Source organism: Pseudomonas sp. S32 (assembly GCF_016648095.1).
Taxonomy (GTDB): domain Bacteria; phylum Pseudomonadota; class Gammaproteobacteria; order Pseudomonadales; family Pseudomonadaceae; genus Aquipseudomonas; species Aquipseudomonas parafulva.
The window spans coordinates 75,067-98,439 of the sequence record NZ_JACVVF010000002.1 but is presented as its reverse complement, the minus strand read 5'-3'; the positions used below and the strand labels follow the sequence as shown (position 1 = coordinate 98,439).

Here is a 23,373-nt window from a genome sequence, read left to right as displayed (position 1 = left end):
ATGACGTATGGGGTGCTGGGCCTGCTTGGCCTGGTGGTGACAGTGATGCTGGTGGTGAGTGTGCTGGCAGGCACGCAAGCGGGCAGCCGCTGGGTGCTGGATAAAGTGCCGGGCCTTGAAGTGGTGGGCTTTCAGGGCCGGCTGGGTGGTACCTGGCAAGCGAGCCAGTTGAGCTTCGTCGATGGGCAGACTCGGGTGGAGGTGCAGGCGCCGCTGCTGGCCTGGTCGCCTGCCTGTCTGCTGCGTGCCACGCTGTGCATCAGCCGCCTGCATGCGCAGCGCATCGACATGGCCTTTGCGCCTGCAACCGAACCCAGCGAAACAGGCCCGTTGCAGTTACCTGCCTTGCGCTTGCCACTGGCCATCGAACTGGGCGAGGTGAAGGTGGGGCAACTGCGCCTGGATGGCAGTGATCTGTTGGGTGACCTGCAATTGGCGGCCCACTGGGCCCGCGATGGGCTGCGCATCGACAGCCTGCACCTGCAGCGCGATGACCTGCAACTGAACCTGCAAGGTGACCTGAAGCCGGAAGGTGACTGGCCGGTGCAGCTACAAGGTCAGGTGCAGTTGCCTGCGGTAGAGGGCAAGCCCTGGCAAGTGGCGTTGAATGCCACAGGTGAACTGCAGAAAACCCTGAACCTGACCGGCACCAGCAGCGGTTACCTGGACGCCACACTCACCGGTCAGTTGCAGGCGCTGGCAGAGCATTTGCCCGCGACCCTGCAGATCCGCTCCGCGGCGTTCAAACCGGCTGACACGTTGCCGGACACCTTGCAGCTCGATCAACTGGTGCTGGATGCACAGGGCAACCTGAACGACGGTTACACGCTTTCCGGCTCCGCCAGCTTGCCGGCCAGGCAGGGTCCCATCCCGTTGGCTTTATCGGGCATCGTCGACAGCAAAGGGGCGAAGCTCAATGGCCTGGACCTGACGGCCAGCGACACGCAAAGGGTCAAGCTGCAAGCTTCGGTCGACTGGCAGAATGGCCTGGCCGCCGACGCCCAGCTGGCCTGGCAGGACTTCCCGTGGTTGCGCCTGTACCCGCTGGACGCACCGCCACAGGTAAGCCTGAAGCGACTGGATGCGGTGGTGAACTATCGTGATGGCCATTACCAGGGCACCTTCAAGGGTGACCTGGATGGCCCGGCCGGTGCGTTCAGCCTGGCGAGCCCGTTCGAGGGCGACCTTGGCCAGGTGTCGTTGCCCAAGCTTGCCCTCAGCGCCGGGCAAGGCAAGGCGGCAGGCAGTGTCGCGGTGCGCTTCGCTGAAGGTGTTGCCTGGGATGTCGACCTGCAGTTATCAGCCCTGAACCCTGCCTATTGGGTGGCCGAGTTGCCAGGCACCTTGGCAGGGCCGCTGCGCAGTAAAGGGGAGATGAAAGGCGAGGCGCTCAACCTCGATGCGCAGCTGGACCTGAAGGGCCGGCTACGGGGGCAGCCTGCCACGCTGAAAGTGCTGGCCGACGGCGCTGGGCAACACTGGACCTTGGGCACCTTGGCCGTGCAACTGGGTGACAACCGCATCAACGGCAGCGGTAGCCTGCAACAACGGCTGGCCGGCAGGGTGGACATCGACCTGCCACGCCTGGGCCAGTTGTGGCCAGAACTGCAAGGGCAGGTCAAAGGGCGCCTGGACGTCGCCGGTACCCTGCAAGCGCCGCAGGGTGTCCTGACGCTTCAGGGCCAGCGGCTGGCGCAGGCGGATAACAGGCTGCAGCAGCTCAACCTCGATGCCCGCCTGGACAACCAACAGCGCGGTGTAATCGACCTCAAGGCGAGTGGCATACAGGCAGGCGATACCGCACTGGGCACCTTGCAGGCCAATGGCAAGGGCGATGCCCGTCGGCAGGCCCTTACACTGGCCCTGAACGGGCCGCAGCTCAAGCTCGACCTGGGCCTGGATGGCCAGTTGGACAAGGAGGACTGGCGTGGACGCCTGGCAAGCGGGCGCATCCAGGCCGGTGGCCAGGACTGGCAGTTGCAAGCACCAGCGCGGCTACAGCGCCTGGCCAGCGGGCAGGTGGATTTTGGTGCCCACTGCTGGCGTTCCGGCCAGGCCAGCCTGTGCGGTGATGACCAGCGGCTGGCGCCGGAGCCACGCCTGCGCTACCACCTCAAACGCTTCCCACTGGAAAGCCTGGCGCAATGGATGCCCAAGGATTTTGCCTGGCAGGGCTTGCTGAACGCCGACATCAACCTGGACCTGCCCGCCAGTGGCCCGAAAGGTACGGTTGCTGTGGACGCAAGCGGTGGCACGCTGCGCGTGCGTGACAATGAGCGCTGGGTAGATTTCCCGTACCAGGCCTTGCGCCTGGACAGCACACTGGCTCCGCGCCGTATCGACACACGCCTGGCCTTTCGCGGTGAGCGCCTTGGCCAACTGACTGTGAATGCCCGTATCGATCCATTGGGCCAGAACAAACCGTTGTCGGGTGACTTCAACCTGGCCGGCCTCGACGTGGCCATCGCTCGCCCGTTCGTGCCCATGGTCGAACGCCTGGCTGGGCAGTTGAAGGGCAGTGGCCAGCTGTCTGGCACACTGCTCACACCCCAGGTCAACGGTAACCTGATGCTCAGCGGGGGTGAGGTGAGCGGTGCCGAACTGCCCACCAGCTTCGAGGACCTTAACCTGCAGGCGCAGATTGCCGGCGAGCAGGTGAAGCTTGATGGCAGCTGGCGTAGCGGTGCGGCAGGGCGCGGCCAGTTGGGTGGTAGCCTGACCTGGGGGCAGGCGCTGGGTATGCAGGTGCGCATTCAGGGCCAGCAGTTGCCGGTCACGGTGGAGCCCTATGCCACGCTCGAAGTCGCCCCCGACCTGACTCTGCAACTGATCGATGACAAGTTGGCGGTTACGGGCAAAGTGCAGGTGCCCAAGGGCAAGATCACCGTGCGTGAGCTACCGCCTTCTACAGTCAAGGTGTCGGACGACACCGTGATCGTCGGCAACCAGACCGAAGAAGGCAAGCCGCCAATGGCCATGGCCATGGACATTGATGTGGAAGTGGGCCGGGATAAATTGTCGTTCAGCGGGTTCGGCCTCACGGCCAACCTGCTGGGCCATGTGCATATCGGCGACAACCTCGATACCCGTGGTGAACTCAGCCTGGCCGATGGCCGCTACCGCGCCTATGGCCAGCGGTTGACCATTCGCCGGGCACGGCTGTTGTTTGCAGGCCCTATCGATCAGCCCTATCTGGATATCGAGGCGATCCGCCAGGTGGATGACGTGGTGGCAGGCATTCGCTTGAGCGGCAATGCCGAGCAGCCCACCTCCACGGTGTTCTCGGAACCTGCCATGAGCCAGGAGCAGGCGCTGTCCTACCTGGTGCTGGGCCGGCCGCTGGGGGCGTCTGGCGAAGACAACAACATGCTGGCCGAGGCAGCGCTGGGCCTGGGCCTGGCGGGGAGTGCCGGGTTTACCGGCGGCGTCGCGTCCCGGCTGGGTATCGATGACTTCCAGCTCGATACCGAGGGGTCGGGCAACACCACCAGCGTGGTGGCCAGCGGTAACCTCACGGAGAAGCTCAGCCTGCGTTACGGGGTGGGCGTGTTCGAGCCGGCCAACACTATTGCGCTGCGCTACAAACTCAGCAAGAAGGTGTATGTGGAGGCGGCCAGCGGGCTGGCCAGCTCCCTCGACATCTTCTACAAGCGAGACTTCTAGCAGCGCCTGGGCGCTGTTCAGCGCACAGTGGCTGCCTCGATGAACTCGTTGCTGTCAGGCGCGGGAGGGGCAGCCGGGGCGCGAACCGGGATGATCAGGCTGGTGTATTCCTCGATCAACCGGTTGAGCGCCTCGGGTGGCTCGCTGGCCTGGAACTGCATGCGAATCTGCACCTCGTCAGGGTCGCGGTTGTCCCCTTGGCGGCCCTGGCCGCCGATGGTGACCTTGAAGCTTGCCGTCTTGTCATCCCCGGTACTGCGCAGGGCCTGGCGGGCTTCGGTACCTTTCACCCGCACCGACAAGTCCACTTGCATGCGCTCCAGCGCCAGGCCTTTGGGCGACACCAGGGCGAACAAGGGCACCCGCATGATGTGATGGCCGTCCATGGCCACCTCCACCATCTTGGCTTTCATGGGGGCGCCCAGTGCGTCGGTGTCGCATTCGAAGAACTGGTCGAACAGGTTGATGTACTGCTGTGCGATCAGGCTATTGGCTGCGCTGGCCGCTTCCTGCAGGCCGCGGGTGATCTCGCGCAGGTCGATTGAGGTCATGGGGGCAGGGGGTTTGTTCAAGGGGTCGACTCTTCAGGCCTTGGGGGCCCCCGATGTACGGGGGCTGTGGGCGCGATCAAGGGTGAGGTTCAGGTGATTGCTCCGCCCGGAGCGGGCGTGGTGCTGGGAGGTGTCGGGTTGGTTTCAGGGGCCTTGAGCCTGTCTGCCTGCGAAATGTGTTCTTGGCTTTCCAGGGCGGCATTCTTGACCACTGTGGGTTTGGTGGCAGCGTCGGTCAGAAAATCAATCACCCTCATCATCGCCTCAGGCGGCTCCTGCCGTTTGAGCGTGGTGTTGAACGCGTAGCGGGCGCGGGTATCGGTCTTGCGGGTTTGCGCGGCCTTATGGCTCACGCTGCCTTTGACGTTCAGTTTGAAAGGCCCCCAGCCCAGGGATGCAGCACCCTCGGCGTTGAGGTCCTTGCCCGAGGTTTCTTCGGACATCTGGTTGATGACCAGTTCGAACTCGACAGTACCTTGTTCGATGGCGATGTTTGGATGAGTGATGGCCGCCACCAGGGGCACCTTCATGGTCTTGCTGACTACACCCTTGTATTCGCCCTGTTCGTCAACGATGGTTTCGTCATAGTCGAACTGGATGGCCACCGCCTTGCCATCCTGCACACAGACCTGCATCAGGAAGTCTGCATAGGATTTGCTGGCGGTAACCTGGGCCTGGACCATGGCTTGCAGTGGGCCTGCGATCATGCGGTCCATGGGCAAGGCGTTGATGACCGATCCAATTAAGCTGTTGTCTATCGACATGCTGGATTCTCTTTTTGATGGGGGTAGGGGTGAAATGGCGCTTGACGCTCACGCCGTCGTACTTAGCGTGCAGGCAAGTCCTGGCGGCGGATGTTGCCAATCTGGCGCAGGCTAAGGCCGTACTTGTTGGCCAGCAGGCTGCGCGACAGGCCTTTGGCGCTCTCTTCCTGGATTTGCTGATTGCGCAGCTGGCGCAGGAAGTGGTCGGCCTTGGGAATTTCCAGCGCGACGCCAGCGAAACGCTTGATCAGAGCGTCCAGTGCTGCTGGCGGCAGTACGTCGGCAAGCTTGGTGCGTTCGCGGTGCTTGGGGATGTACTTGGGCCTGCCGCCGTAGGCACAGGTGAGCTGGTACGCGTTGTCGATGCCGATGCAGTCGATCAGGGCCTGCAGTGAGTGGGGCAGTTGGCTGATATCGATATGGCTGAGGTCTGGCATTTCCATATGACGCTCCTTCGGGATGGATGGAATGTGCTACCCGATCACCCGCGGCGTTATGTCGAAGGTGTGACCGGATTCTCAGCGACAGCCCAAGCTGCTCGCTAGGCGGTATATAGGCTGGGGGTTGTAGCTTCGATGATTAGCTTTTGCAGGCAGTGATATCTGCCGATGTAGGAAATAAACGCCCGGTACCGCCGCAGCGGGCTATTTGCGTTGGCCGCGCGCTGGCTACTGCCCGTTGGGTACCACTACCCTCAATCGCAGGGGTAGCTACTGATCAGTCCTGCACTTTTGAGGTAGGCGTCAGGGGCATCCCGCATGCGGTTTGGCAGGGTGCGCCAGTCCACCAGCAGGCACAGTGCATGCAGTGGCTGGCCATCGCGCTGGCCAATCACCTGGTCTGCAAAGCTGCGCCGGTACACCACCTGGGTGGCGTGTAGCGGGCTTGCCTGGTCGGCATCGGCCAAGGTCTGGCGGGCCAACGCCGGCAGTTGCGCAGCCGGTAGGGTAAAGCGCAGCGAAGACCCGCCGGGGTGCAGGTAGCCAGCCTGACGCACACGTCGCCACAGTTGCTGCCATTGGCTGCTACCCGCCTGCGCGCTCAGCCTGCTCCCCAACTCAAGCAATTGTTCGGCCGGGAGCTGTTGGGTATCGAGGGCATGGAGGGAGGGTGAGGTCAGGTACAACGATGCTAACAACAGGGGCTTGTACATAGAGGCTCCGCATGTGCTGTGAAACCCCATGCTTTCAGCCCGTTGCCGGCTAAGCCAGCAGGAAATACAGCGCCAGGCCCGGTGTGCGTTGTATCATTGCCGCGGCTCGCAGCGAGCCATTTGCCCATGATGTTGCAAGGAACCTCTGATGACACACGTGCAGCGCCTCAAATACTCCCTTCTGATCATTCTGGTGGTGCTTTGCCTGATGCTTGGGCTCTCCCATTTGCAGAAGGCGGGCACCATCAGCGAACAGACCTTCCAGCTGCTGGCCATCGCCATTGCTGTCGTGGTCGTGGTAATCAACGGGATTCTGCGGCGCAAGGTCAGGCGCTGACCCGTGCCGGCCGGCCTGCGGGGCCGGCCACGCCCTCAGCGTGATGCCGTTTGTTCCAGCATCGCCCGCGCCTGGGGGTTGAGGCTATAGCATTTGTCGCTGCCCAGTTCGATAACGCCTTCTGAGCACAGCCGTTTCAGCACTTCGCGCACGCTGAGAAACGACAGCGGTATGTCCAGTTGCTCAAGCTGCGCATGGACCCCGCGCACGCCTATGCTACGGCCGTTGCGGTCGGCGGCATGCAGCGCATCGATCACCTTCAGCCGGATCAGGCTGGTGCGCAGGCCAAAGCTACGCAGCAGCTCGCGAATCTGCTCATTGCCTACACGTTCGTCGGCAAACGCGTCCTGTCCCTTGGGCGCTTTACCTGGGGGGCTCCCCGCGTGAACCGGGGTTTGCGGGTTGTACATGTGAATGCTCCTTTTCGTGGACGAACCCGAAAGTTGGGTGCCTCACTTATTAGGACGAATGAGCCATAAAAATCTGCAACCAAACCGGTTAAAAAAATGCTTAATTTTGTTTCACAATTGCCTGCGGGTCGATTTGGCTAAAAATCCGGCACATCCGCTCGTCTGAACGGGATGACCCCGAACCCGAGGAGTGCCCGTGCTTTCACTTACCCGCCCCATCCATTTCGCAGGCCTGGCCTGCGCGCTGCTCGCGGTGAGCGTTGGCGCGCAGGCGCAGGCCGTGGTGGCCGATGCCAGTGCGCAGATCCGTCGCACCAGTTACGGCGTGCCCCATATCGTTGCCCAGGATGAGCGCGGGTTGGGGTACGGCGTGGGGTATGCCTACGCCCAGGACAACCTGTGCTTGCTGGGCAACGAGGTGCTGACGGTGAGCGGCGAGCGGTCCCGCCATTTCGGTGCTGACGGCAAGACCCTGGAGCAACGGGAGAACCTTGCCAGCGACGTGTTCTTCAGCTGGCTGAATCGCCCGGAGGCGGTTGATGCGTTTCTTCAGGCCCAGCCTGCGGCGGTTCAGGCGCTGCTTGCCGGGTATGCCAGCGGCTACAACAGGGCGCTGGCGGAGCGCCGCAGCCAGGGCCTGCCGGCCGAGTGCGGCGACGGCACTTGGCTGCGCCCCATCACCAGCCAAGACTTGGTCAAACTCACTCGGCGCCTGCTGGCCGAAGGCGGTGCAGGGCAATTCGTCGAGGCCCTGGCGGGCGCGCAGCCACCAGGCCAGGCCCGGCAGCAGGCGCAGGCGGCTACCGATTACGCCCAGGCACTGGCCCAGCAGGCACGCTTTGCCAGCGAACGCGGGAGCAACGCCGTGGCGGTGGGGGCGCACCGCTCGGCCAATGGGCGCGGGCTGCTGCTGGCCAACCCGCATTTCCCCTGGATGGGTGGCATGCGTTTTTACCAAATGCAGCTGACTATCCCCGGCAAACTCGACGTGATGGGCGCTGCGCTGCCAGGGCTGCCAGTGATCAACATCGGTTTCAATCATCACCTGGCCTGGACCCACACGGTTGACACGTCCAGGCACTTCACCCTCTATCGCCTGCAGCTGGACCCCAAGGACCCGACCCACTACCTGCTCGATGGCAAGTCGATACCGCTCGCCAAACACGCCGTCTCTGTCACCGTCAAAGCCAAGGATGGGAGCCTGGGCGAAGTGCAACACGTGGTCTACAGCTCACAGTTCGGGCCCGTCGTGCAATGGCCGGGGCGCCTCGATTGGGACTCGCACATGGCGTACAGCCTGCGTGACGCCAACGCCGACAACACCCGGGTGTTGCAGCAGTGGTACCAGATCAACCGCGCCGACAGCCTGAAAGGGCTGAAACGCTCGGTGGATCAGCTGCAGGGCATACCATGGGTCAACACCTTGGCGGTGGACGCTGCCGGTAGCACGCTGTACCTGAACAAGTCGGTTGTGCCCTATGTCGACCAAGCCATGCTGGCGACCTGCGGCGATACCCGGCAGCAAGGGCCCCTGGTTATCCTGGACGGCTCGCGCAGCGCTTGCCAGTGGAAGGTCGACCCGCAGGCGGCTCAGGCAGGCATCTTTCCGGCGCGGCTACTGCCGAGCCTGGAGCGCGATGACTACGTACAAAACTCCAACGACCCAGCCTGGATGACCAACCCGGCGCAGCCACTGACAGGCTATTCGCCGTTGGTCAGCCGCAATGACCAGCCGCTGAGCATGCGTGGGCGCTATGCGTTGCAGCGCTTGCAGGGCAAGGGGCGGCTGGGTGTGGACGACCTGCAGCACATGGTGCTGGATGACGAGGTGTACCTCGCTCGGCTGATGCTGCCTGACCTGCTGCAGTGGTGCAAGGCAGCGAGCGCCGACGTGCAATCGGTTTGTGAAAGCCTGGCGGCTTGGAATGGCAAGGCCGACCTGGACAGTGGCATGGGCCTGGTGCACTTCGAAAACCTGCTCGACAGCCTGGCGGAGCACCCGGAGGTCTGGCGAGTGGCCTTCGACGCCAAAGACCCACAACACACGCCGCGCGGATTGGCGGTGGAGCAGGCAGCGGTGAGCAAGCGGGTGCACGAAGCTGCACTGGCGTCACTGGCGCAATTGAGCGAAAGCGGTACCCCAGGGCAGGCGAAGTGGGGGCAGGTGCAGCAGGCCCTCGATGGCACGCCGGTGCCGGGCGGCCCACAGGCCTTGGGCATCTACAACGCGATGTACAGCGTACCCCACGGGGCGGGCAAGCGCTTGGTGGTCAGTGGCACCAGCTACCTGCAACTGGTCAGCTTCACCGACAAGGGGCCTGAGGCGCGGGGGCTGTTGGCGTTTTCGCAATCCAGCGAAGCGGCATCCCCCCACGCCAGCGATCAGACCAAGGCCTTCTCTGCCAAGCAACTGGCGGCGATTCCGTTTACCGAGGCGCAGATCAAGGCCGACCCCGCATACACAGAGGTGGTGATCAGCGAGCGCGCTGCTGTCAGGTAAATTCGAACGGCGCGAGCTGGAAGCCTTGCTCGTCCACCTGCAAGGCCCAGCCCCGGCGGTCCCAGTCACCCAGCACGATACGCCGCGCCGGCTGGCCGTCGACCACCAGCTTGTGGATCGCCGGGCGGTGGGTGTGGCCATGCACCAGGGTGAGCACACCCTGGGCAGCCATCACCCTGGGCACTTCCTCGGGCGTGACATCGACGATGTCGGTCGCCTTCATCTGCGTCTGTGCGCGGCTTTCACTGCGCAATTTGCGCGCCAGGCGTTGGCGCATCGACAGTGGCAGGTGGGTCAGAACCCACAGGCTGAGGCGGTTGCGCAGCAAGCGGCGCATCTTCATGTAGCCCAGGTCGCGGGTGCACAGGGTGTCGCCATGCATCAGCAATACCCGCTCACCCCCCAGCTCGATCACGCTCGGGTCGCTGAGCAGCGTACACCCGGCAGCGTCGCAGAATGCCTGGCCTATGAGGAAGTCCCGGTTGCCATGCATCAGGTAGACGGCGGTGCCGCTGTCGCTTAGCTGCCGCAGGGCCTGGCAGATCTGCTGCTGGAACGGGGTCATGGCGTCATCGCCGATCCAGGCTTCGAAGAAGTCGCCCAGGATGTACAACGCCTTGGCGTGGCGCGCCCGGCCATCGAGCAGATCAAGAAACGCCCGGGTGATGTCCGGGCGTTCTTCTTGCAGGTGCAGATCGGAGATCAGCAGAATCACTCAATGATCTCGGCTTTCTCGATGATCACGTCGTCTTTGGGCACATCCTGATGGCCGGCGTTGGAGCCGGTGGCGACTTTCTCGATGGCATCCACGACTTCGCGGCCTTCAGTGACTTCGCCGAACACGGCGTAGCCCCAGCCCTGCACGTTCTTGCCACTGTGGTTGAGGAAGTCGTTATCGGAGGCGTTGATGAAGAACTGCGCGGAGGCGGAGTGCGGCTCCATGGTACGGGCCATGGCAATGCTGTACTTCTTGTTCTTCAGGCCGTTGTCGGCTTCGTTCTGGATGGTGGCGCGGGTTTTTTTCTGGTTCATGCCCGCTTCGAAGCCGCCGCCCTGGATCATGAAGCCTTTGATCACGCGGTGGAACACGGTGCCATCATAGTGGCCGTCCTTGACGTACTGAACGAAGTTTTCAGTGGTCGCTGGCGCTTTTTCAGCGTCCAGTTGCAGGACGATTACGCCGTGGTTGGTGGTCAGTTTGACTTTGGACATGCTGAAACTCGCTTTTTCAAGGCAATCGAAAATTGGGGTACGCAGGGCGCACGTTACCACCTGACGCTGGTTCGGGCGGTTACGACACATGGCGCGCACCGGCCATTTTGCCCGGCCGCGGCAAAAAAGCGGTGATAAATCACGCGAGTTTGCCCGGGCCCGACTGTCAGCAGCTTGACTGCTTCGGCTATGATAGGCCCTTTGATTCAATCGGCCTACCCAGGCCGGCTACGTGCATTCAAGGATCCTATGAGCAAGCCCACTGCCGACAACGCGCCCAACGCCGCTGCCAAAGGCGCCCCCGCTGTCCCTGCGAACTTCCTGCGGCCGATCATCCAGGCCGACCTGGACTCGGGCAAGCACACCCAGATCGTCACCCGCTTCCCGCCAGAGCCCAACGGCTACCTGCACATCGGCCACGCCAAGTCGATCTGTGTGAACTTCGGCCTGGCCAAGGAGTTCGGCGGCGTCTGCCACCTGCGCTTCGACGACACCAACCCGGCCAAGGAAGACCAGGAGTACATCGACGCCATCCAGCGCGATGTGAAGTGGCTGGGCTTCGACTGGGCAGGGGAGGTGCGCTACGCCTCCAGCTACTTCGACCAGTTGCACGACTGGGCGGTAGCGCTGATCAAGTCGGGCAACGCCTATGTCTGCGACCTCACCCCGGAGCAGGCCAAGGAATACCGCGGCAACCTCAAGGAACCGGGCAAGAACAGCCCGTTCCGCGAGCGCAGCGTGGACGAGAACCTGGACCTGTTCGCACGCATGAAGGCCGGCGAGTTCAAGGACGGTGAGCGCGTGCTGCGGGCCAAGATCGACATGGCGTCGCCCAACATGAACCTGCGCGACCCCATCCTGTACCGTATCCGCCACGCCCATCATCACCAGACGGGCGACACCTGGTGCATCTACCCCAACTACGACTTCACCCACGGCCAGTCGGACGCCATCGAAGGCATCACGCACTCCATCTGCACCCTGGAGTTCGAAGGCCATCGGCCGCTGTACGAATGGTTCCTCGAGCACCTGCCGGTGCCGGCGCACCCGCGTCAGTACGAGTTCAGCCGCCTGAACCTGAACTACACCATCACCTCCAAGCGCAAGCTCAAGCAACTGGTTGACGAGCAGCACGTCCATGGCTGGGACGACCCGCGCATGTCCACGCTGTCGGGCTTCCGCCGCCGTGGCTACACCCCGGCTTCCATCCGCAATTTCTGCGAGATGATCGGCACCAACCGCTCCGACGGCGTGGTGGACATGTCCATGCTCGAGTTCAGCATCCGTGACGACCTGGACCGTACCGCCCCACGCGCCATGTGCGTGCTGCGCCCGCTGAAAGTGGTCATCACCAACTACCCCGAGGGGCAGGTCGAACAGCTGGAGCTGCCGCGTCATCCGAAAGAAGACATGGGCGTGCGGGTATTGCCGTTTGCCCGTGAACTGTACATCGACCGCGACGACTTCATGGAAGAGCCGCCCAAGGGCTACAAGCGCCTGGAGCCCAATGGCGAGGTGCGCCTGCGCGGCAGCTACGTGATCCGTGCCGACGAAGCTGTGAAGGACGCAGAGGGCAACATCGTCGAGCTGCGCTGCTCGTACGACCCGGACACCCTGGGCAAGAACCCCGAGGGCCGCAAGGTCAAAGGCGTGATCCACTGGGTACCGGCCGAAGGCAGCGTGGAGTGCGAAGTGCGCCTGTACGACCGCCTGTTCCGCTCGTCCAACCCGGAAAAAACCGAAGAGGGCGGCACCTTCCTCGACAATATCAACCCTGAGTCGCTGCACGTACTGAGCGGTTGCCGTGCTGAGCCCTCCCTGGCCCAGGCCCAGCCTGAGGACCGTTTCCAGTTCGAGCGCGAAGGGTATTTCTGCGCAGACCTGAAGGACAGTCAGCCGGGCCGCCCGGTGTTCAACCGCACTGTCACCCTGCGTGACTCCTGGGGCAGCTGAGGAACCACCGTGCTTACCATCTACAACACCCTGAGCAAAGCGAAAGAAACCTTCAAGCCGCTCGATGGCAACAAGGTGCGCATGTACGTGTGCGGCATGACCGTCTACGACTATTGCCACCTGGGCCATGGTCGCAGCATGGTGGCCTTCGACCTGGTTACCCGTTGGCTGCGCAAAAGCGGCTACGACCTGACCTACGTGCGCAACATCACCGACATCGATGACAAAATCATCAACCGTGCCAACGAGAACGGCGAAACCTTCGATGCCCTCACGGCGCGCATGATCGACGCCATGCACGAAGACGAGCGCCGTCTGAACATCCTGCCGCCCGACCAGGAGCCCCGTGCGACCGACCACATTGCCGGTATGCACGCCATGATCCAGACCCTGATCGACAAAGGCTACGCCTACGCGCCTGGCAACGGCGACGTCTATTACCGTGTGGGCAAGTTCGTCGGTTACGGCAAGCTGTCGCGCAAGAAAATCGAAGACCTGCGCATCGGTGCCCGCATCGAGGTGGATGAAGCCAAGCAGGACCCGTTGGACTTCGTGCTGTGGAAAGGCGTGAAACCCGGCGAGCCGAGCTGGGCATCGCCTTGGGGCCCGGGGCGCCCCGGTTGGCACATCGAGTGCTCGGTGATGTCCACCTGCTGCCTGGGCGACAGCTTCGACATTCACGGCGGCGGCAGCGACCTGGAGTTCCCACACCACGAGAACGAGATTGCCCAGAGCGAGGCGGCTACCGGCAAGCAATACGCCAACGCGTGGATGCACTGCGGCATGATCCGCATCAACGGCGAAAAGATGTCCAAGTCGTTGAACAACTTCTTCACCATCCGCGATGTGCTGGAGAAGTATCACCCGGAGGTAGTGCGGTATCTGTTGGTGGCCAGCCACTACCGCAGTGCGATCAATTACTCCGAAGACAGCCTGCGTGATGCCAAGGGTGCGCTCGAGCGGTTCTACCACGCCCTGCGCGGTTTGCCGCGTGTGGCAGCCAGTGGCGGTGAGGCGTACGTCGAGCGTTTCAGCGTGGCCATGAACGACGACTTCGGTACGCCAGAAGCTTGCGCTGTGCTGTTCGACCTGGTGCGCGAGATCAACCGCCTGCGCGAAAGCGACCCACAAGCAGCCGCTGGCCTGGCCGGGCGCCTGCGTGAACTGGGTGATGTGCTGGGGGTGTTGCAGCTGGAGGCCGATGACTTCCTGCGCGCCGGCGCCGAAGGCAAGGTGGATGCAACTGAGGTCGAAGCCCTTATCCAGGCCCGGCTGCAGGCGCGTACGGACAAGAACTGGGCAGAGTCGGACCGCATTCGCGACCAGCTGACGGCCATGGGTGTGGTGCTGGAAGACAGCAAGGGCACCACCACCTGGCGCCTGGCTGACTGACAGGGGCGTGGGGGCCGCCGTGTGGCGGCCCTCCGTTTACTGGGTTACCCCGGGTAGCGGGCAGTGCAGCACCAGCTTGGCACCGCCCAACTCGCTTTCGCCGATTTCCAGCCCAAAGCCATGCAAGTCGACGATTGCCGCAACGATCGACAACCCCAGCCCGAAGCCTGCGTGGCGATGGCCTTCATCGCTGCGGTAGAAGCGCTTCAACACGGCGGCGCGCTCCTCTTCCGGGATGCCCGGCCCGCTGTCCTCGACCCCCAAGTGAATACCCTCGTCGTCGTGCCTGGCACAGAGCCGTACGTGGCCGCCTTCGGGGGTGAACTTGATGGCATTGCCCACCAGGTTGGCCAGCGCCTCGAACAACAGCTCGCGGTCCCCGTGCAGCGCCGGCAATCGCGACGGCTGCTGCAGCTCCAGGCGAATGCCGCCGTCTTCGGCAAGCGGCAGGTAGAAGTCGTGCAACTCCACCAGCAGGTCGTGGGGCGCGAGTTCGACGAAGCCGGCACGGCGTTGGCGGTCCTCCAGCTCACTGATGCGCAGCAGCCCCCGAAAGCGCGCCATCAGGGTATCGGTTTCGCCAATGGCCTGGTCCAGTGCCTCGGCTTGCGCCGGGTCGTGGCTGCTCTGCTGGCGGATGCGGTACAGCTGGGCGCGCAGGCGGGTGAGGGGGGTGCGCAGGTCATGGGCGATGTTGTCGCACACGCCCTTCACCTCATGCATCAGCCGTTCGATGCGGTCGAGCATGGCATTGACGATGGCGGCCAGCATGTCCAGCTCGTCGCGCCTGGCTGACAGGGGCAGGCGATGGGTGAGGTCGCCGGCCACGATCAGTTCGGCCTGTGCCTGAATGGCGCGGATGCGCTTGAGTGGCCGGCGCCTGAGCAGGTACCAGCCAGCAAAACCTGGTATCAGCGTTAACGATATGCCCCACAGCAACGCGTGAAGGATGATGCGGGTGACCACGAACAACGAGCCGTTGTCGCGCACCAGCACCAGCCAGCGGCCATCCTGCACCTTGATGGCTACGGCATCGCAGCTGTCGCGGGGCATGCGCGGGTCATCGGCATCCAGGCAGCGCTTGAGTTCGTGGATTCTGCCGTCAAGCCCAAGCTCCGGCGGCAGGTTGCGAAGGGTGCCGCCCAGTGGGTTGAGCTGGGTGTCGAACAGGCCGTAGGCATCGAAACTGCGCTCTTCGAAGGCCTGGCTGGCAATCAGGGCGTCGTCGAGTTGCTTGCCGCTCATGTGGGCGAACAGGTGCTGGCGCTGCAGCATCGAGTGGCGGGTGAGCTTGTTCAGGTAGCTGGACACCTCGAAATACAGCACCCCCATGAGGATGCTGCTCCAGGCCACGAACAGGAAGCTGTACAGCGCCAGCAGGCGGCTGGTGGACGAGCTCCAGCCTTTAGACGGGTTCAGCAATGGCATAGCCGGAGCCCCGTACGGTCCGGATCAGTGGCGATTGGCCTGGCATGTCGATTTTCTTGCGCAAGCGGCCGATGTGCACGTCGATCAGGTTGGTGCCGGGGTCGAAGTGATAGCCCCATACCTCTTCGAAGATCATCATGCGGGTAATCACCTGGCCGCTGTGGCGCATCAGGTATTCCAGCAGCTTGTACTCGGTCGGCAGCAGGTTCAGCGCCTGCTCGCCACGGCGGGCTTCATGGCTGATCAGGTCAAGCTGCAGGTCGGCGACCTGCAGGCGGGTCTCGGTCAGGGGCACGCTGTTGCGGCGCAGCAGCACCTCGACCCGTGCTGCCATTTCATCGGAGGCGAACGGCTTGGTCAGGTAGTCGTCCCCACCTGCGCGCAGCCCGCGCACCCGTTCGTCCACATCGGACAGGGCGCTGATCATCAGAATGGGCGTCGTGATCTTGAGGTTGCGCAAGGTGGTGACGATGGTCAGGCCGTCTACTTCTGGCAACATGCGGTCCAGCGTGATCAGGTCATAGCCGCCGGCAATGGCCTTGGCCAGCCCTTCACGGCCATTGTCGGCCCAATCCACCTCCAGGCCGTGGCTGTTGAGTTCTGCGACGATTTCCTGGCCGGTGACGGCGTCGTCTTCGATGGTGAGTACGCGAGGCATGCGGGTTCCCGGGCATCCAGATAGAGACATGATTGTGCCAAATAATAGCTGGCCGGCGATTTAAGAATAATTCATCTAGCGCCATTGGCACGCTCAGGTGCACGCTGCCTCTCGTGAACACAGGCAAGCATCTGGAATCTGGCTGTGAGAGGATGTACGGCAATACAGCCAGGACCCGAACACAGCCTGATGAAGACCCCTAAAAGAATCGAACCCCTGATCGAAGATGGCCTGGTCGACGAGGTACTCAGGCCGTTGATGAGTGGCAAGGAAGCGGCCGTGTACGTGGTGCGCTGTGGCACCCAGGTGCGCTGTGCCAAGGTTTATAAAGAAGCCAACAAGCGCAGCTTCCGCCAGGCCGCCGAGTACCAGGAAGGCCGCAAGGTGCGTAACAGCCGCCAGGCCCGGGCGATGGCCAAGGGCAGCAAGTACGGGCGCAAGGAGGCGGAGGATGCCTGGCAGAACGCTGAAGTGGCCGCGTTGTTCCGCCTGGCGGGCGCCGGGGTAAGGGTGCCCAAGCCCTACGACTTCCAGGACGGCGTCCTGTTAATGGAGCTGGTGACCGATGCCGATGGCGATGCGGCTCCGCGCCTGAACGATGTGCACCTCGAGGCAGACCAGGCACGCGACTACCATGGGTTCGTTATCCGTCAGATCGTGCTGATGCTGTGTGCAGGCCTGGTGCACGGTGACCTGTCGGAATTCAATGTGCTGCTGGGCCCCGACGGCCCGGTGATCATTGACCTGCCCCAGGCGGTAGATGCGGCGGCCAATAACCACGCGTTCAGCATGCTGGAGCGGGACGTCACCAACATGGCCCATTACTTCGGCCGTTTTGCCCCGGAACTCAAGGCCACCCGCTATGCGCAGGAAATGTGGGCCTTGTTCGAAGCCGGCGAACTGCGCCCGGACAGCCTGCTGACCGGGGTATTTAAAGATGAGGAACAGGCGGCAGACGTTGCAGGTGTGATGCGCGAGATCGACGCTGCGCGGCTGGACGACGCACGCCGCCGCGAGGCGCGTGCCGAGGCCGAGCAGGGCGCGCCCAAGGCCGAAGAGCCAACCCCACCCTGGATGCGTTGAAACTGCGCCCTGCGATCATTGCCTTTGACGCAGGGCAATAACTCGTCATTTGGCCTTTTCACTGCGCCGCCGCAGGCATAAGGTATACGCCGTTCAAATTCCCTGGAGCTGTCATGCCCAACCGTTTTCCGTCCGTTCGCCCCCGTCGCCTGCGCCAGAGCGAGTCGCTGCGCACTGTATTCCAGGAAACCGAGTTTCGTCTCGAAGACCTGATCCTGCCGATCTTCGTTGAAGAAGGTATCGATGACTTCGTGCCGATCAGCACGATGCCAGGGGTTAACCGTATCCCTGAAAAACGGCTGGCCCAGGAAATCGAGCGTTATGCCCGCGCCGGCATCCGCTCGGTGATGACCTTTGGCGTGTCCCACCACCTGGACGAGGTTGGCAGCGACACCTGGAACGAGAACGGCCTGGTGGCCCGTATGTCGCGCATCTGCAAGGACACCGTGCCGGAAATGGTAGTGATGTCCGACACCTGCTTCTGCGAATACACCAGCCATGGCCACTGTGGTGTGCTGCACGACCATGGCGTGGACAACGATGCCACCATTGCAAACCTGGGCAGGCAGGCCGTCATCGCTGCCGCGGCGGGCGCCGACTTCATTGCACCTTCCGCTGCAATGGACGGGCAGGTCCAGGCGATCCGCAGCGCCCTGGACGGGGCCGGGTTCCATGACACGGGGATCATGGCCTACTCCACCAAGTTCGCCTCTTCGCTGTACGGGCCGTTCCGCGAGGCAGGCGGCACGGCGCTGAAGGGCGACCGCAAGAGCTACCAGATGAACCCCATGAACCGCCGTGAGGCGGTGCGCGAATCGCTGCTGGACGAGCAGGAAGGGGCGGATGTGCTGATGGTCAAGCCAGCCGGTGCCTACCTTGACGTTATCGCCGACATTCGTGCGGCGTCACGCTTGCCGTTGGCCGCCTATCAGGTGAGCGGGGAGTACGCCATGATCAAGTTCGGTGGCCTGGCTGGGGCGATCGATGAAGGCCGGGTGGTGCGCGAGAGCATCGGCGCCATCAAACGCGCGGGTGCGGATGTGATCCTTACGTATTTTGCGATGGATTTGGCGTTGCAAGGTATTTGACCCAAGCGTCGGCTATGCGGTTTGGCTGGGAGGTGTTGTTCTTGACGGGTGCGGCGCGTGGGAGACCAGCGCCGCAACCCCTGCACAAAAAATCACTAAGCGCTGAATTATTTAGTGTCCCTTTGTATCTGATGGCATAGAGCAGTCACCGTCAGGGATACACAAATGAAGTCTCGCAAGAAAAAAGTCCAGCCAATCGGCCTCAAGGACATCACCATCGTCGACGACGCCAAGATGCGCAAGGCCATTACGGCCGCAGCACTCGGCAACGCGATGGAGTGGTTCGATTTCGGGGTCTATGGCTTTGTCGCCTATGCACTGGGCAAGGTGTTTTTCCCCAACGCCGACCCCAGCGTGCAGATGATCGCAGCACTGGCCACCTTCTCGGTGCCGTTCCTGATCCGCCCGCTGGGCGGGCTGTTCTTCGGCGCGCTGGGGGACCGGCTTGGCAGGCAGAAAGTGCTGGCAGCGACCATCGTCATCATGTCGCTCAGCACCTTTGCCATCGGCCTTATACCGTCGTACGCCAGTATTGGGATATGGGCGCCGATACTGTTGCTGCTGGCCAAGATGGCCCAAGGCTTCTCGGTAGGCGGTGAGTACACCGGCGCGTCCATCTTCGTTGCCGAGTACGCACCCGACCGCAAGCGCGGCTTCCTCGGCAGCTGGCTGGACTTCGGTTCCATCGCCGGCTTTGTACTGGGTGCCGGTGTGGTCGTGATGATCTCCGCAGTACTGGGAGAAGAGAAGTTCCTTGAGTGGGGCTGGCGCCTGCCGTTCTTCCTGGCACTGCCGCTGGGCATTATCGGCCTCTATCTGCGCCATGCGCTGGAAGAGACCCCGGCGTTCCAGCAACACGTGGAAAAACTGGAGCAAGGTGACCGTGAAGGCCTGGCCTCGGGGCCGAAGGTGTCGTTCAAGGAGGTGGCAACCAAGCACTGGCGTAGCCTGATTACCTGCATCGGGGTAGTGATTGCGACCAACGTGACCTACTACATGCTGCTCACCTACATGCCCAGCTACCTGTCACACAACCTGCATTACAGCGAAGACCACGGTGTGCTGATCATCATCGCGATCATGGTGGGCATGCTGTTCGTGCAGCCGATCATCGGGCTGCTCAGCGACAAGGTTGGCCGCCGTCCCTTCATCATCGTGGGTAGCATCGGCCTGTTCGTATTGGCCATCCCGGCCTTCATGCTGATTACCAGTGGTGTGCTTGGCCTGATCTTCGCAGGCCTGCTGTTGATCGCGGTATTGCTGAACTTCTTCATCGGCGTAATGGCATCGACATTGCCGGCGATGTTCCCCACGCACATCCGCTACAGCGCCCTGGCAAGCGCCTTCAACATTTCGGTGCTGATTGCGGGCGTGACGCCCACCCTCGCAGCCTGGCTGGTGGAAAGCACCGGTAACCTGTACATGCCGGCTTACTACCTGATGGTCATCGCGGTGATCGGCTTGGTAACCGGCATCACCATGAAGGAAACCGCCAACAAGCCTCTGCGTGGCGCCTCCCCCGCGGCATCGGATATTGGTGAAGCCCGTGAGTTGCTGCAGGAGCACCACGACAATATCGAGCAGAAGATCGAGGACATCGACACCCAGATCGCCGAGCTGGAAGCCAAGCGCAAGCTGCTGGTGCAGCAGCATCCGCGCATCGATTGATCAGTGGGGCATATAGCCCCGCTGCCATGAACGCGGTATGAACAGCGACACCAGGGCCAGCAGGCAGGTCAAGGCACAACTGCCTGCCAGGGCCTGCAGGCCCAGGTGTTTCTGCAGCCATGCCCCCAATGCCGCGCCCAGCAACATCCCCGCCCACGGCACCAGTTGCACCCGCCAGCCGTTGCGACGCTCCCCAAGCAGCCAGCGCCCCAGGCCACGGCCAAAGCGTGACAGCGCCCCGGTCACATACGTCAGGCCGATGGGCAGCCCGTTCACCTGTTCCACGACCGCGTTGATCATGCCCATGGCCACGGTGGCCGCGAGCAGAGCAGGGAATGTAGCCGGCCACGGCCAGGCTGCGGCAAACGCCAGTAACCCGGCGACCACCACCAATACCGGCCAGGCACGGCGCCGGCATCCGCGCGCCAGCATCACGCCAACGGCGTTCCCGGCCACGAACCCAAGCACCGCGCCACTCAGGCGCAGCACCATGCCCGCGTCTGCCTCGCTGATGGCGACGGCAAGGCGGGTCGTGTTACCGCTCATGAACGACACGAAGTCGCCCAACGCCAGCAGGCCGATCGCATCGGTCATGCCCGCCAGCACCGAAAGGCCAGCCACCAGGCCAAGGCCTACGCGGCCACGCAAGACTTGCAAGCGCAGGCGCCTGGCGGTGCGTGCAGTTGGAGCGTAAGGCAGCATGGGCAGGCCTCAGGGCAGCAGGTTTTCGCGGGCGAGGGTGCTTTTGATGGTGCGTTCAACCACATCCACCAGCACCATGGTGTGGTGATCCACCTCGATGTTCAGCAGGTCGCCGGGCGTGTAGCGGGCGAACGTGGTTTGCCGCAGCGTCTCCGGGATCAGATTGATCGTGACTACGTTGTCGTCGATATCGGCCACCGTCAGGCTGCAACCATTTACGCCGATGAAGCCCCGGGCGAACACGTATTTCCCCCACTCGGCCGGCATGCGGAAACGCACGAAGGCACCGCTCTCGGCAATACAGAGCTCGACCACTTCGGCAGTGGTGGCGATATGGCCCGCCATCAAGTGGCCGCCAACCTCCGCGTTCATTTTCGCCGAACGCTCGATATTGACCTGGTGCCCTGAAACGAAGGTGCGCAGGTTGGTGCGTTCGAGGGTAGCGGTCATGGCATCGAAGCGAACCTGGGTGCCGTCGATTTCGGTGACGGAAAGGCAGGTGCCCTCGACGCTCACGCTGGCGCCGACCTTGAGGTCGTCCAGCAGTGCAGGGGTGAGGTCGATGGTGAACTGGTTGTGGCCTGGGTGACGGGTCACATCAAGCAAAGGGCGCACGGCCTGGACGATGCCGGTGTACATGGGGGCTCCTGGGCACGGATGGGAACCCCCGCACGCTATGCCTGTAGCGTCGCAAAAGCAAGTTGCCCGGGGTTCAGACGTGCCCGGTGCTGTTGACGATACGCAGGCACAGCGCCTCGTACGGGTCCAGGTTCACCATCAGGCGGCCGTCTTCGGTGAGGTCGCCCTCGACGGTCTCATTGATCATGTCCACCACGGGCCCCGGTGTGAAACCGGCCAGCTGAAGTTCTTCGGCGATTACCTGCTGACTGAAGTTCAAGGCGCTTATCTGGATACCCCGGCCGGCGGGCAGCTCGTGCACCATGACCAACAGCCCGGGCGTGGTGACGTCGGGTACCAGCACTTGGCGGCTGGTGGCGATGCCATAGGCCTGGCGCACCGCCAGCAGTTTCTTGACCTTGCTGGCAAAGGAGTCGTCGCGTGCAAGTTGCTCATCCAGGCTGCCATAGAGGGCACGGGCACGCGGCATGCCCCGCACCGACGCCTGGGCCTCCGGGTCGAGCCCCGCCAGGTCGTAGGCGCCCCTGTGAATCCAGCGCGTGTCCCCATCGGTCATGCGTTCAGCAACAGCTTCTGCCGGTAGTGGCAGTGCACCCACCAGGTCCCAGCCGGAAATCGCCACCACGCCTGGCTGCATGGCGTTGTACATCACCAGCAGCAGGTGCACTTTCTGCACCCACTCCAGCTGATCGGCACTCAGGTCTTCAAGGTCGCGAATGCCCAGAGCCGCCGTGATCAGGCTGGCGGTAGTGCAGGAAATTCCGTTGGTGACAAAGCGCAGGTTGTAGGGCGCATGTTCGCCAGACAGCCGTTCGTAGATTTCTTCGCGTATGTGTTCGCGCAGGATGCTGCCAGGCAACGTCTGGCCTTTGTACAGGTACATGTCGTGAGCATGCAGCGTCCAGAAATGCACCAGCTCCACCGTCAGTTCGTCGTGGTTCTGCAGGGCGTGTATCAGCGAGGCCGGGTCGATGCCGAAGCTGTGCATTTCCTTGAGCATCAGGCGCAGGAACTCGGTGTCGCCGGTCAGCAGGGCGTGCTGGTAGGCGGGCCGTGTGATGAAGTCGTAGGACAGGTCGGCCCCGCCGCTGGACATCTGCGCGATGTCGTCGAGGGTCAGGTTGAGTTCCTGGAAGCTAAAGCCGCCCGCCTTGCGGATCATGCCGCCGATCAGCTGGTTGCCGACGATCGACAGGGGGTGGCTTTCTGACCAGGCGGTGCCGGTGGCGCGGGTTTCAACGCCGAGAAAACCATTGGCATCCAGGCGCAAACCCCGTGCGCCCAGGCAATCCAGTGCATGCAAGGCATCGCCGATGATCATCTGCTGGGCGGTGAAGGTTGGGTCCAGCCAGTTCAACGAGGGCTGGCCGTCTTTGAAGTAATGCAGGTAGACCCAGCGGCGGGTATTGCCGTCGACGCCGGTAATGGGTGGGGTAGCACTCCAGTCGGTCTCCTTGACGCCGGGTTCGAAGAAGATCACCCGCTGCAGTTGCCCGACGATGTAGTGACGGGCCTTGAGCTCGTCGCATTGCGCTGGCAGCAGGTTGACCGAGTCGCGCCCTGCGGGTACTTCCGGCAGCAGGTCCCAGTCCTCCTCGCGCACCTCGACCATATGGTAGAGGCCGGGGTAGGGTGCCAGGCCCAGCTCGGCCAGGCGGAAGTCCGCGCCCTTGCCGGTGTGCGAGGGGATCAGATCGTCGATGGTCACGGCATTGTGGGCGGCGGCCATGCGGCTCATCTGCACCACTTCCTGCTCGCTGCCATACAGCGGGTCGATATCAAAGCTGATGCGGTCGAAGTTGCCGTCGATGCTCGGCGTGACTTCGTGGCCGTTAATGCCCCCCGAGCGCTTGATGGGGCCGGTATGCACACCCTGGATGCCGATTTCTGACAGGCGCTTCCACAACGCCTCGTGGGCCAGTGCGCCCAGTACCGAACAACCTTCAGGCGCGATGATCGCGTCCGGGTACACGGTCAGCCACACCGAGGCGATCTCGGTAGCGCGGCGGGGCTGCGCTTCGGCATAGGGTTGCTGCCAAAGCCGCGACTGCCCGGAATACAGGCTGGCACGTTCCTGGGAAGCCTTGAGCATGGAACGCTCTTCAAGCCATTTGACGTATGACGGGTCGGGTTGGGTCATGTCGCGTCCTCTTTGCGTGTCGGCACCGGCTC

Annotated in this window: 20 protein-coding genes; 8 read left to right on the top strand and 12 right to left on the bottom strand. The window is 63.0% G+C overall.

Annotated features, from left to right (window positions below; genetic code table 11):
* Positions 1-3,663 (top strand): translocation/assembly module TamB domain-containing protein, encoded by a 3,663-nt coding sequence (locus tag IAE38_RS01510; protein WP_236403329.1) that lies wholly within the window; start codon positions 1-3, stop codon positions 3,661-3,663.
* A 17-nt stretch (positions 3,664-3,680) separates the two neighbouring features.
* Here the strand turns inward: IAE38_RS01510 and IAE38_RS01505 are convergent, their stop codons facing one another.
* From IAE38_RS01505 to IAE38_RS01490, 4 genes are all read right to left on the bottom strand, one after another.
* A complete protein-coding gene (locus tag IAE38_RS01505) occupies positions 3,681-4,235 on the bottom strand; it encodes a DUF2589 domain-containing protein (RefSeq protein ID WP_201163517.1) in 555 nt (184 codons plus the stop codon).
* A gap of 68 nt (positions 4,236-4,303) precedes the next feature.
* The gene (locus IAE38_RS01500; protein ID WP_201163516.1) at positions 4,304-4,978 is read right to left on the bottom strand and encodes a DUF2589 domain-containing protein; all 675 of its coding nucleotides are present in this window, start codon (positions 4,976-4,978) and stop codon (positions 4,304-4,306) included.
* A 62-nt stretch (positions 4,979-5,040) separates the two neighbouring features.
* Positions 5,041-5,421, bottom strand: coding sequence for a Mor transcription activator family protein (locus tag IAE38_RS01495; RefSeq protein WP_028634199.1), 381 nt, complete (start codon positions 5,419-5,421; stop codon positions 5,041-5,043).
* Positions 5,422-5,672: 251 nt separating this feature from the next.
* Positions 5,673-6,131 carry a hypothetical protein gene (locus IAE38_RS01490; RefSeq protein WP_201215433.1) on the bottom strand — a complete coding sequence of 153 codons (459 nt, stop codon included), beginning with the start codon at positions 6,129-6,131 and terminating at the stop codon, positions 5,673-5,675.
* A 148-nt stretch (positions 6,132-6,279) separates the two neighbouring features.
* On the opposite strand from IAE38_RS01490, the gene IAE38_RS01485 reads away from it, so the two are divergent.
* Positions 6,280-6,468: a hypothetical protein gene (locus IAE38_RS01485; protein ID WP_201163514.1), complete on the top strand. Its 189-nt coding sequence runs from the start codon at positions 6,280-6,282 to the stop codon at positions 6,466-6,468.
* A gap of 35 nt (positions 6,469-6,503) precedes the next feature.
* Here IAE38_RS01485 and IAE38_RS01480 read toward each other — a convergent pair whose 3' ends face one another.
* Complete coding sequence (locus tag IAE38_RS01480; protein ID WP_201163513.1) at positions 6,504-6,878, bottom strand: fe2+ zn2+ uptake regulation protein; 375 nt, start codon at positions 6,876-6,878, stop codon at positions 6,504-6,506.
* 196 nt (positions 6,879-7,074) lie between these two features.
* Here IAE38_RS01480 and pvdQ point away from each other — a divergent pair, with 196 nt between their 5' ends.
* The gene (gene pvdQ / locus IAE38_RS01475) at positions 7,075-9,378 is read left to right on the top strand and encodes a bifunctional acylase PvdQ (protein WP_328822883.1); all 2,304 of its coding nucleotides are present in this window, start codon (positions 7,075-7,077) and stop codon (positions 9,376-9,378) included.
* Here pvdQ and IAE38_RS01470 read toward each other — a convergent pair.
* Positions 9,371-10,093: a UDP-2,3-diacylglucosamine diphosphatase gene (locus tag IAE38_RS01470; protein WP_201215432.1), complete on the bottom strand. Its 723-nt coding sequence runs from the start codon at positions 10,091-10,093 to the stop codon at positions 9,371-9,373. The genes pvdQ and IAE38_RS01470 overlap by 8 nt on opposite strands.
* On the bottom strand, positions 10,090-10,590 hold the full coding sequence (locus IAE38_RS01465; protein ID WP_028634193.1) for a peptidylprolyl isomerase: 501 nt from the start codon (positions 10,588-10,590) through the stop codon (positions 10,090-10,092). Before IAE38_RS01465 ends, IAE38_RS01470 begins: the two co-directional genes overlap by 4 nt.
* A 249-nt stretch (positions 10,591-10,839) precedes the next feature.
* Here IAE38_RS01465 and IAE38_RS01460 point away from each other — a divergent pair, with 249 nt between their 5' ends.
* Together IAE38_RS01460 and cysS are read left to right on the top strand one after the other, a co-directional pair.
* A complete protein-coding gene (locus IAE38_RS01460; RefSeq protein WP_201163511.1) occupies positions 10,840-12,543 on the top strand; it encodes a glutamine--tRNA ligase/YqeY domain fusion protein in 1,704 nt (567 codons plus the stop codon).
* A gap of 9 nt (positions 12,544-12,552) precedes the next feature.
* On the top strand, positions 12,553-13,935 hold the full coding sequence (cysS, locus tag IAE38_RS01455) for a cysteine--tRNA ligase (RefSeq protein ID WP_028634191.1): 1,383 nt from the start codon (positions 12,553-12,555) through the stop codon (positions 13,933-13,935).
* Positions 13,936-13,971: 36 nt separating this feature from the next.
* Here the strand turns inward: cysS and IAE38_RS01450 are convergent, their stop codons facing one another.
* Positions 13,972-15,363 (bottom strand): sensor histidine kinase, encoded by a 1,392-nt coding sequence (locus IAE38_RS01450; protein ID WP_201215431.1) that lies wholly within the window; start codon positions 15,361-15,363, stop codon positions 13,972-13,974.
* On the bottom strand, positions 15,341-16,021 hold the full coding sequence (locus IAE38_RS01445) for a response regulator transcription factor (RefSeq protein WP_028634557.1): 681 nt from the start codon (positions 16,019-16,021) through the stop codon (positions 15,341-15,343). The genes IAE38_RS01450 and IAE38_RS01445 overlap by 23 nt, the downstream gene beginning before the upstream one ends.
* A gap of 189 nt (positions 16,022-16,210) precedes the next feature.
* On the opposite strand from IAE38_RS01445, the gene IAE38_RS01440 reads away from it, so the two are divergent.
* The 3 genes from IAE38_RS01440 to proP all read left to right on the top strand — a co-directional run bounded on the left by IAE38_RS01440 (position 16,211) and on the right by proP (position 19,860).
* Positions 16,211-17,104, top strand: coding sequence for a PA4780 family RIO1-like protein kinase (locus tag IAE38_RS01440; protein ID WP_201215430.1), 894 nt, complete (start codon positions 16,211-16,213; stop codon positions 17,102-17,104).
* 113 nt (positions 17,105-17,217) lie between these two features.
* Positions 17,218-18,192 carry a porphobilinogen synthase gene (hemB, locus tag IAE38_RS01435; protein ID WP_201163507.1) on the top strand — a complete coding sequence of 325 codons (975 nt, stop codon included), beginning with the start codon at positions 17,218-17,220 and terminating at the stop codon, positions 18,190-18,192.
* Positions 18,193-18,357: 165 nt separating this feature from the next.
* Positions 18,358-19,860 carry a glycine betaine/L-proline transporter ProP gene (gene proP, locus IAE38_RS01430; protein ID WP_201215429.1) on the top strand — a complete coding sequence of 501 codons (1,503 nt, stop codon included), beginning with the start codon at positions 18,358-18,360 and terminating at the stop codon, positions 19,858-19,860.
* On the opposite strand, the gene IAE38_RS01425 is transcribed toward proP, so the two are convergent.
* From IAE38_RS01425 to treS, 3 genes are all read right to left on the bottom strand, one after another.
* A complete protein-coding gene (locus IAE38_RS01425) occupies positions 19,861-20,562 on the bottom strand; it encodes a YoaK family protein (RefSeq protein ID WP_028634186.1) in 702 nt (233 codons plus the stop codon).
* Positions 20,563-20,571: 9 nt separating this feature from the next.
* Entirely contained in the window at positions 20,572-21,201 is a 630-nt protein-coding gene (locus IAE38_RS01420) for a riboflavin synthase subunit alpha (protein ID WP_201215428.1), read from the bottom strand.
* A 73-nt stretch (positions 21,202-21,274) separates the two neighbouring features.
* Positions 21,275-23,341 carry a maltose alpha-D-glucosyltransferase gene (treS, locus tag IAE38_RS01415; protein ID WP_201215427.1) on the bottom strand — a complete coding sequence of 689 codons (2,067 nt, stop codon included), beginning with the start codon at positions 23,339-23,341 and terminating at the stop codon, positions 21,275-21,277.
* Between the last annotated feature and the right edge of the window lie 32 nt (positions 23,342-23,373).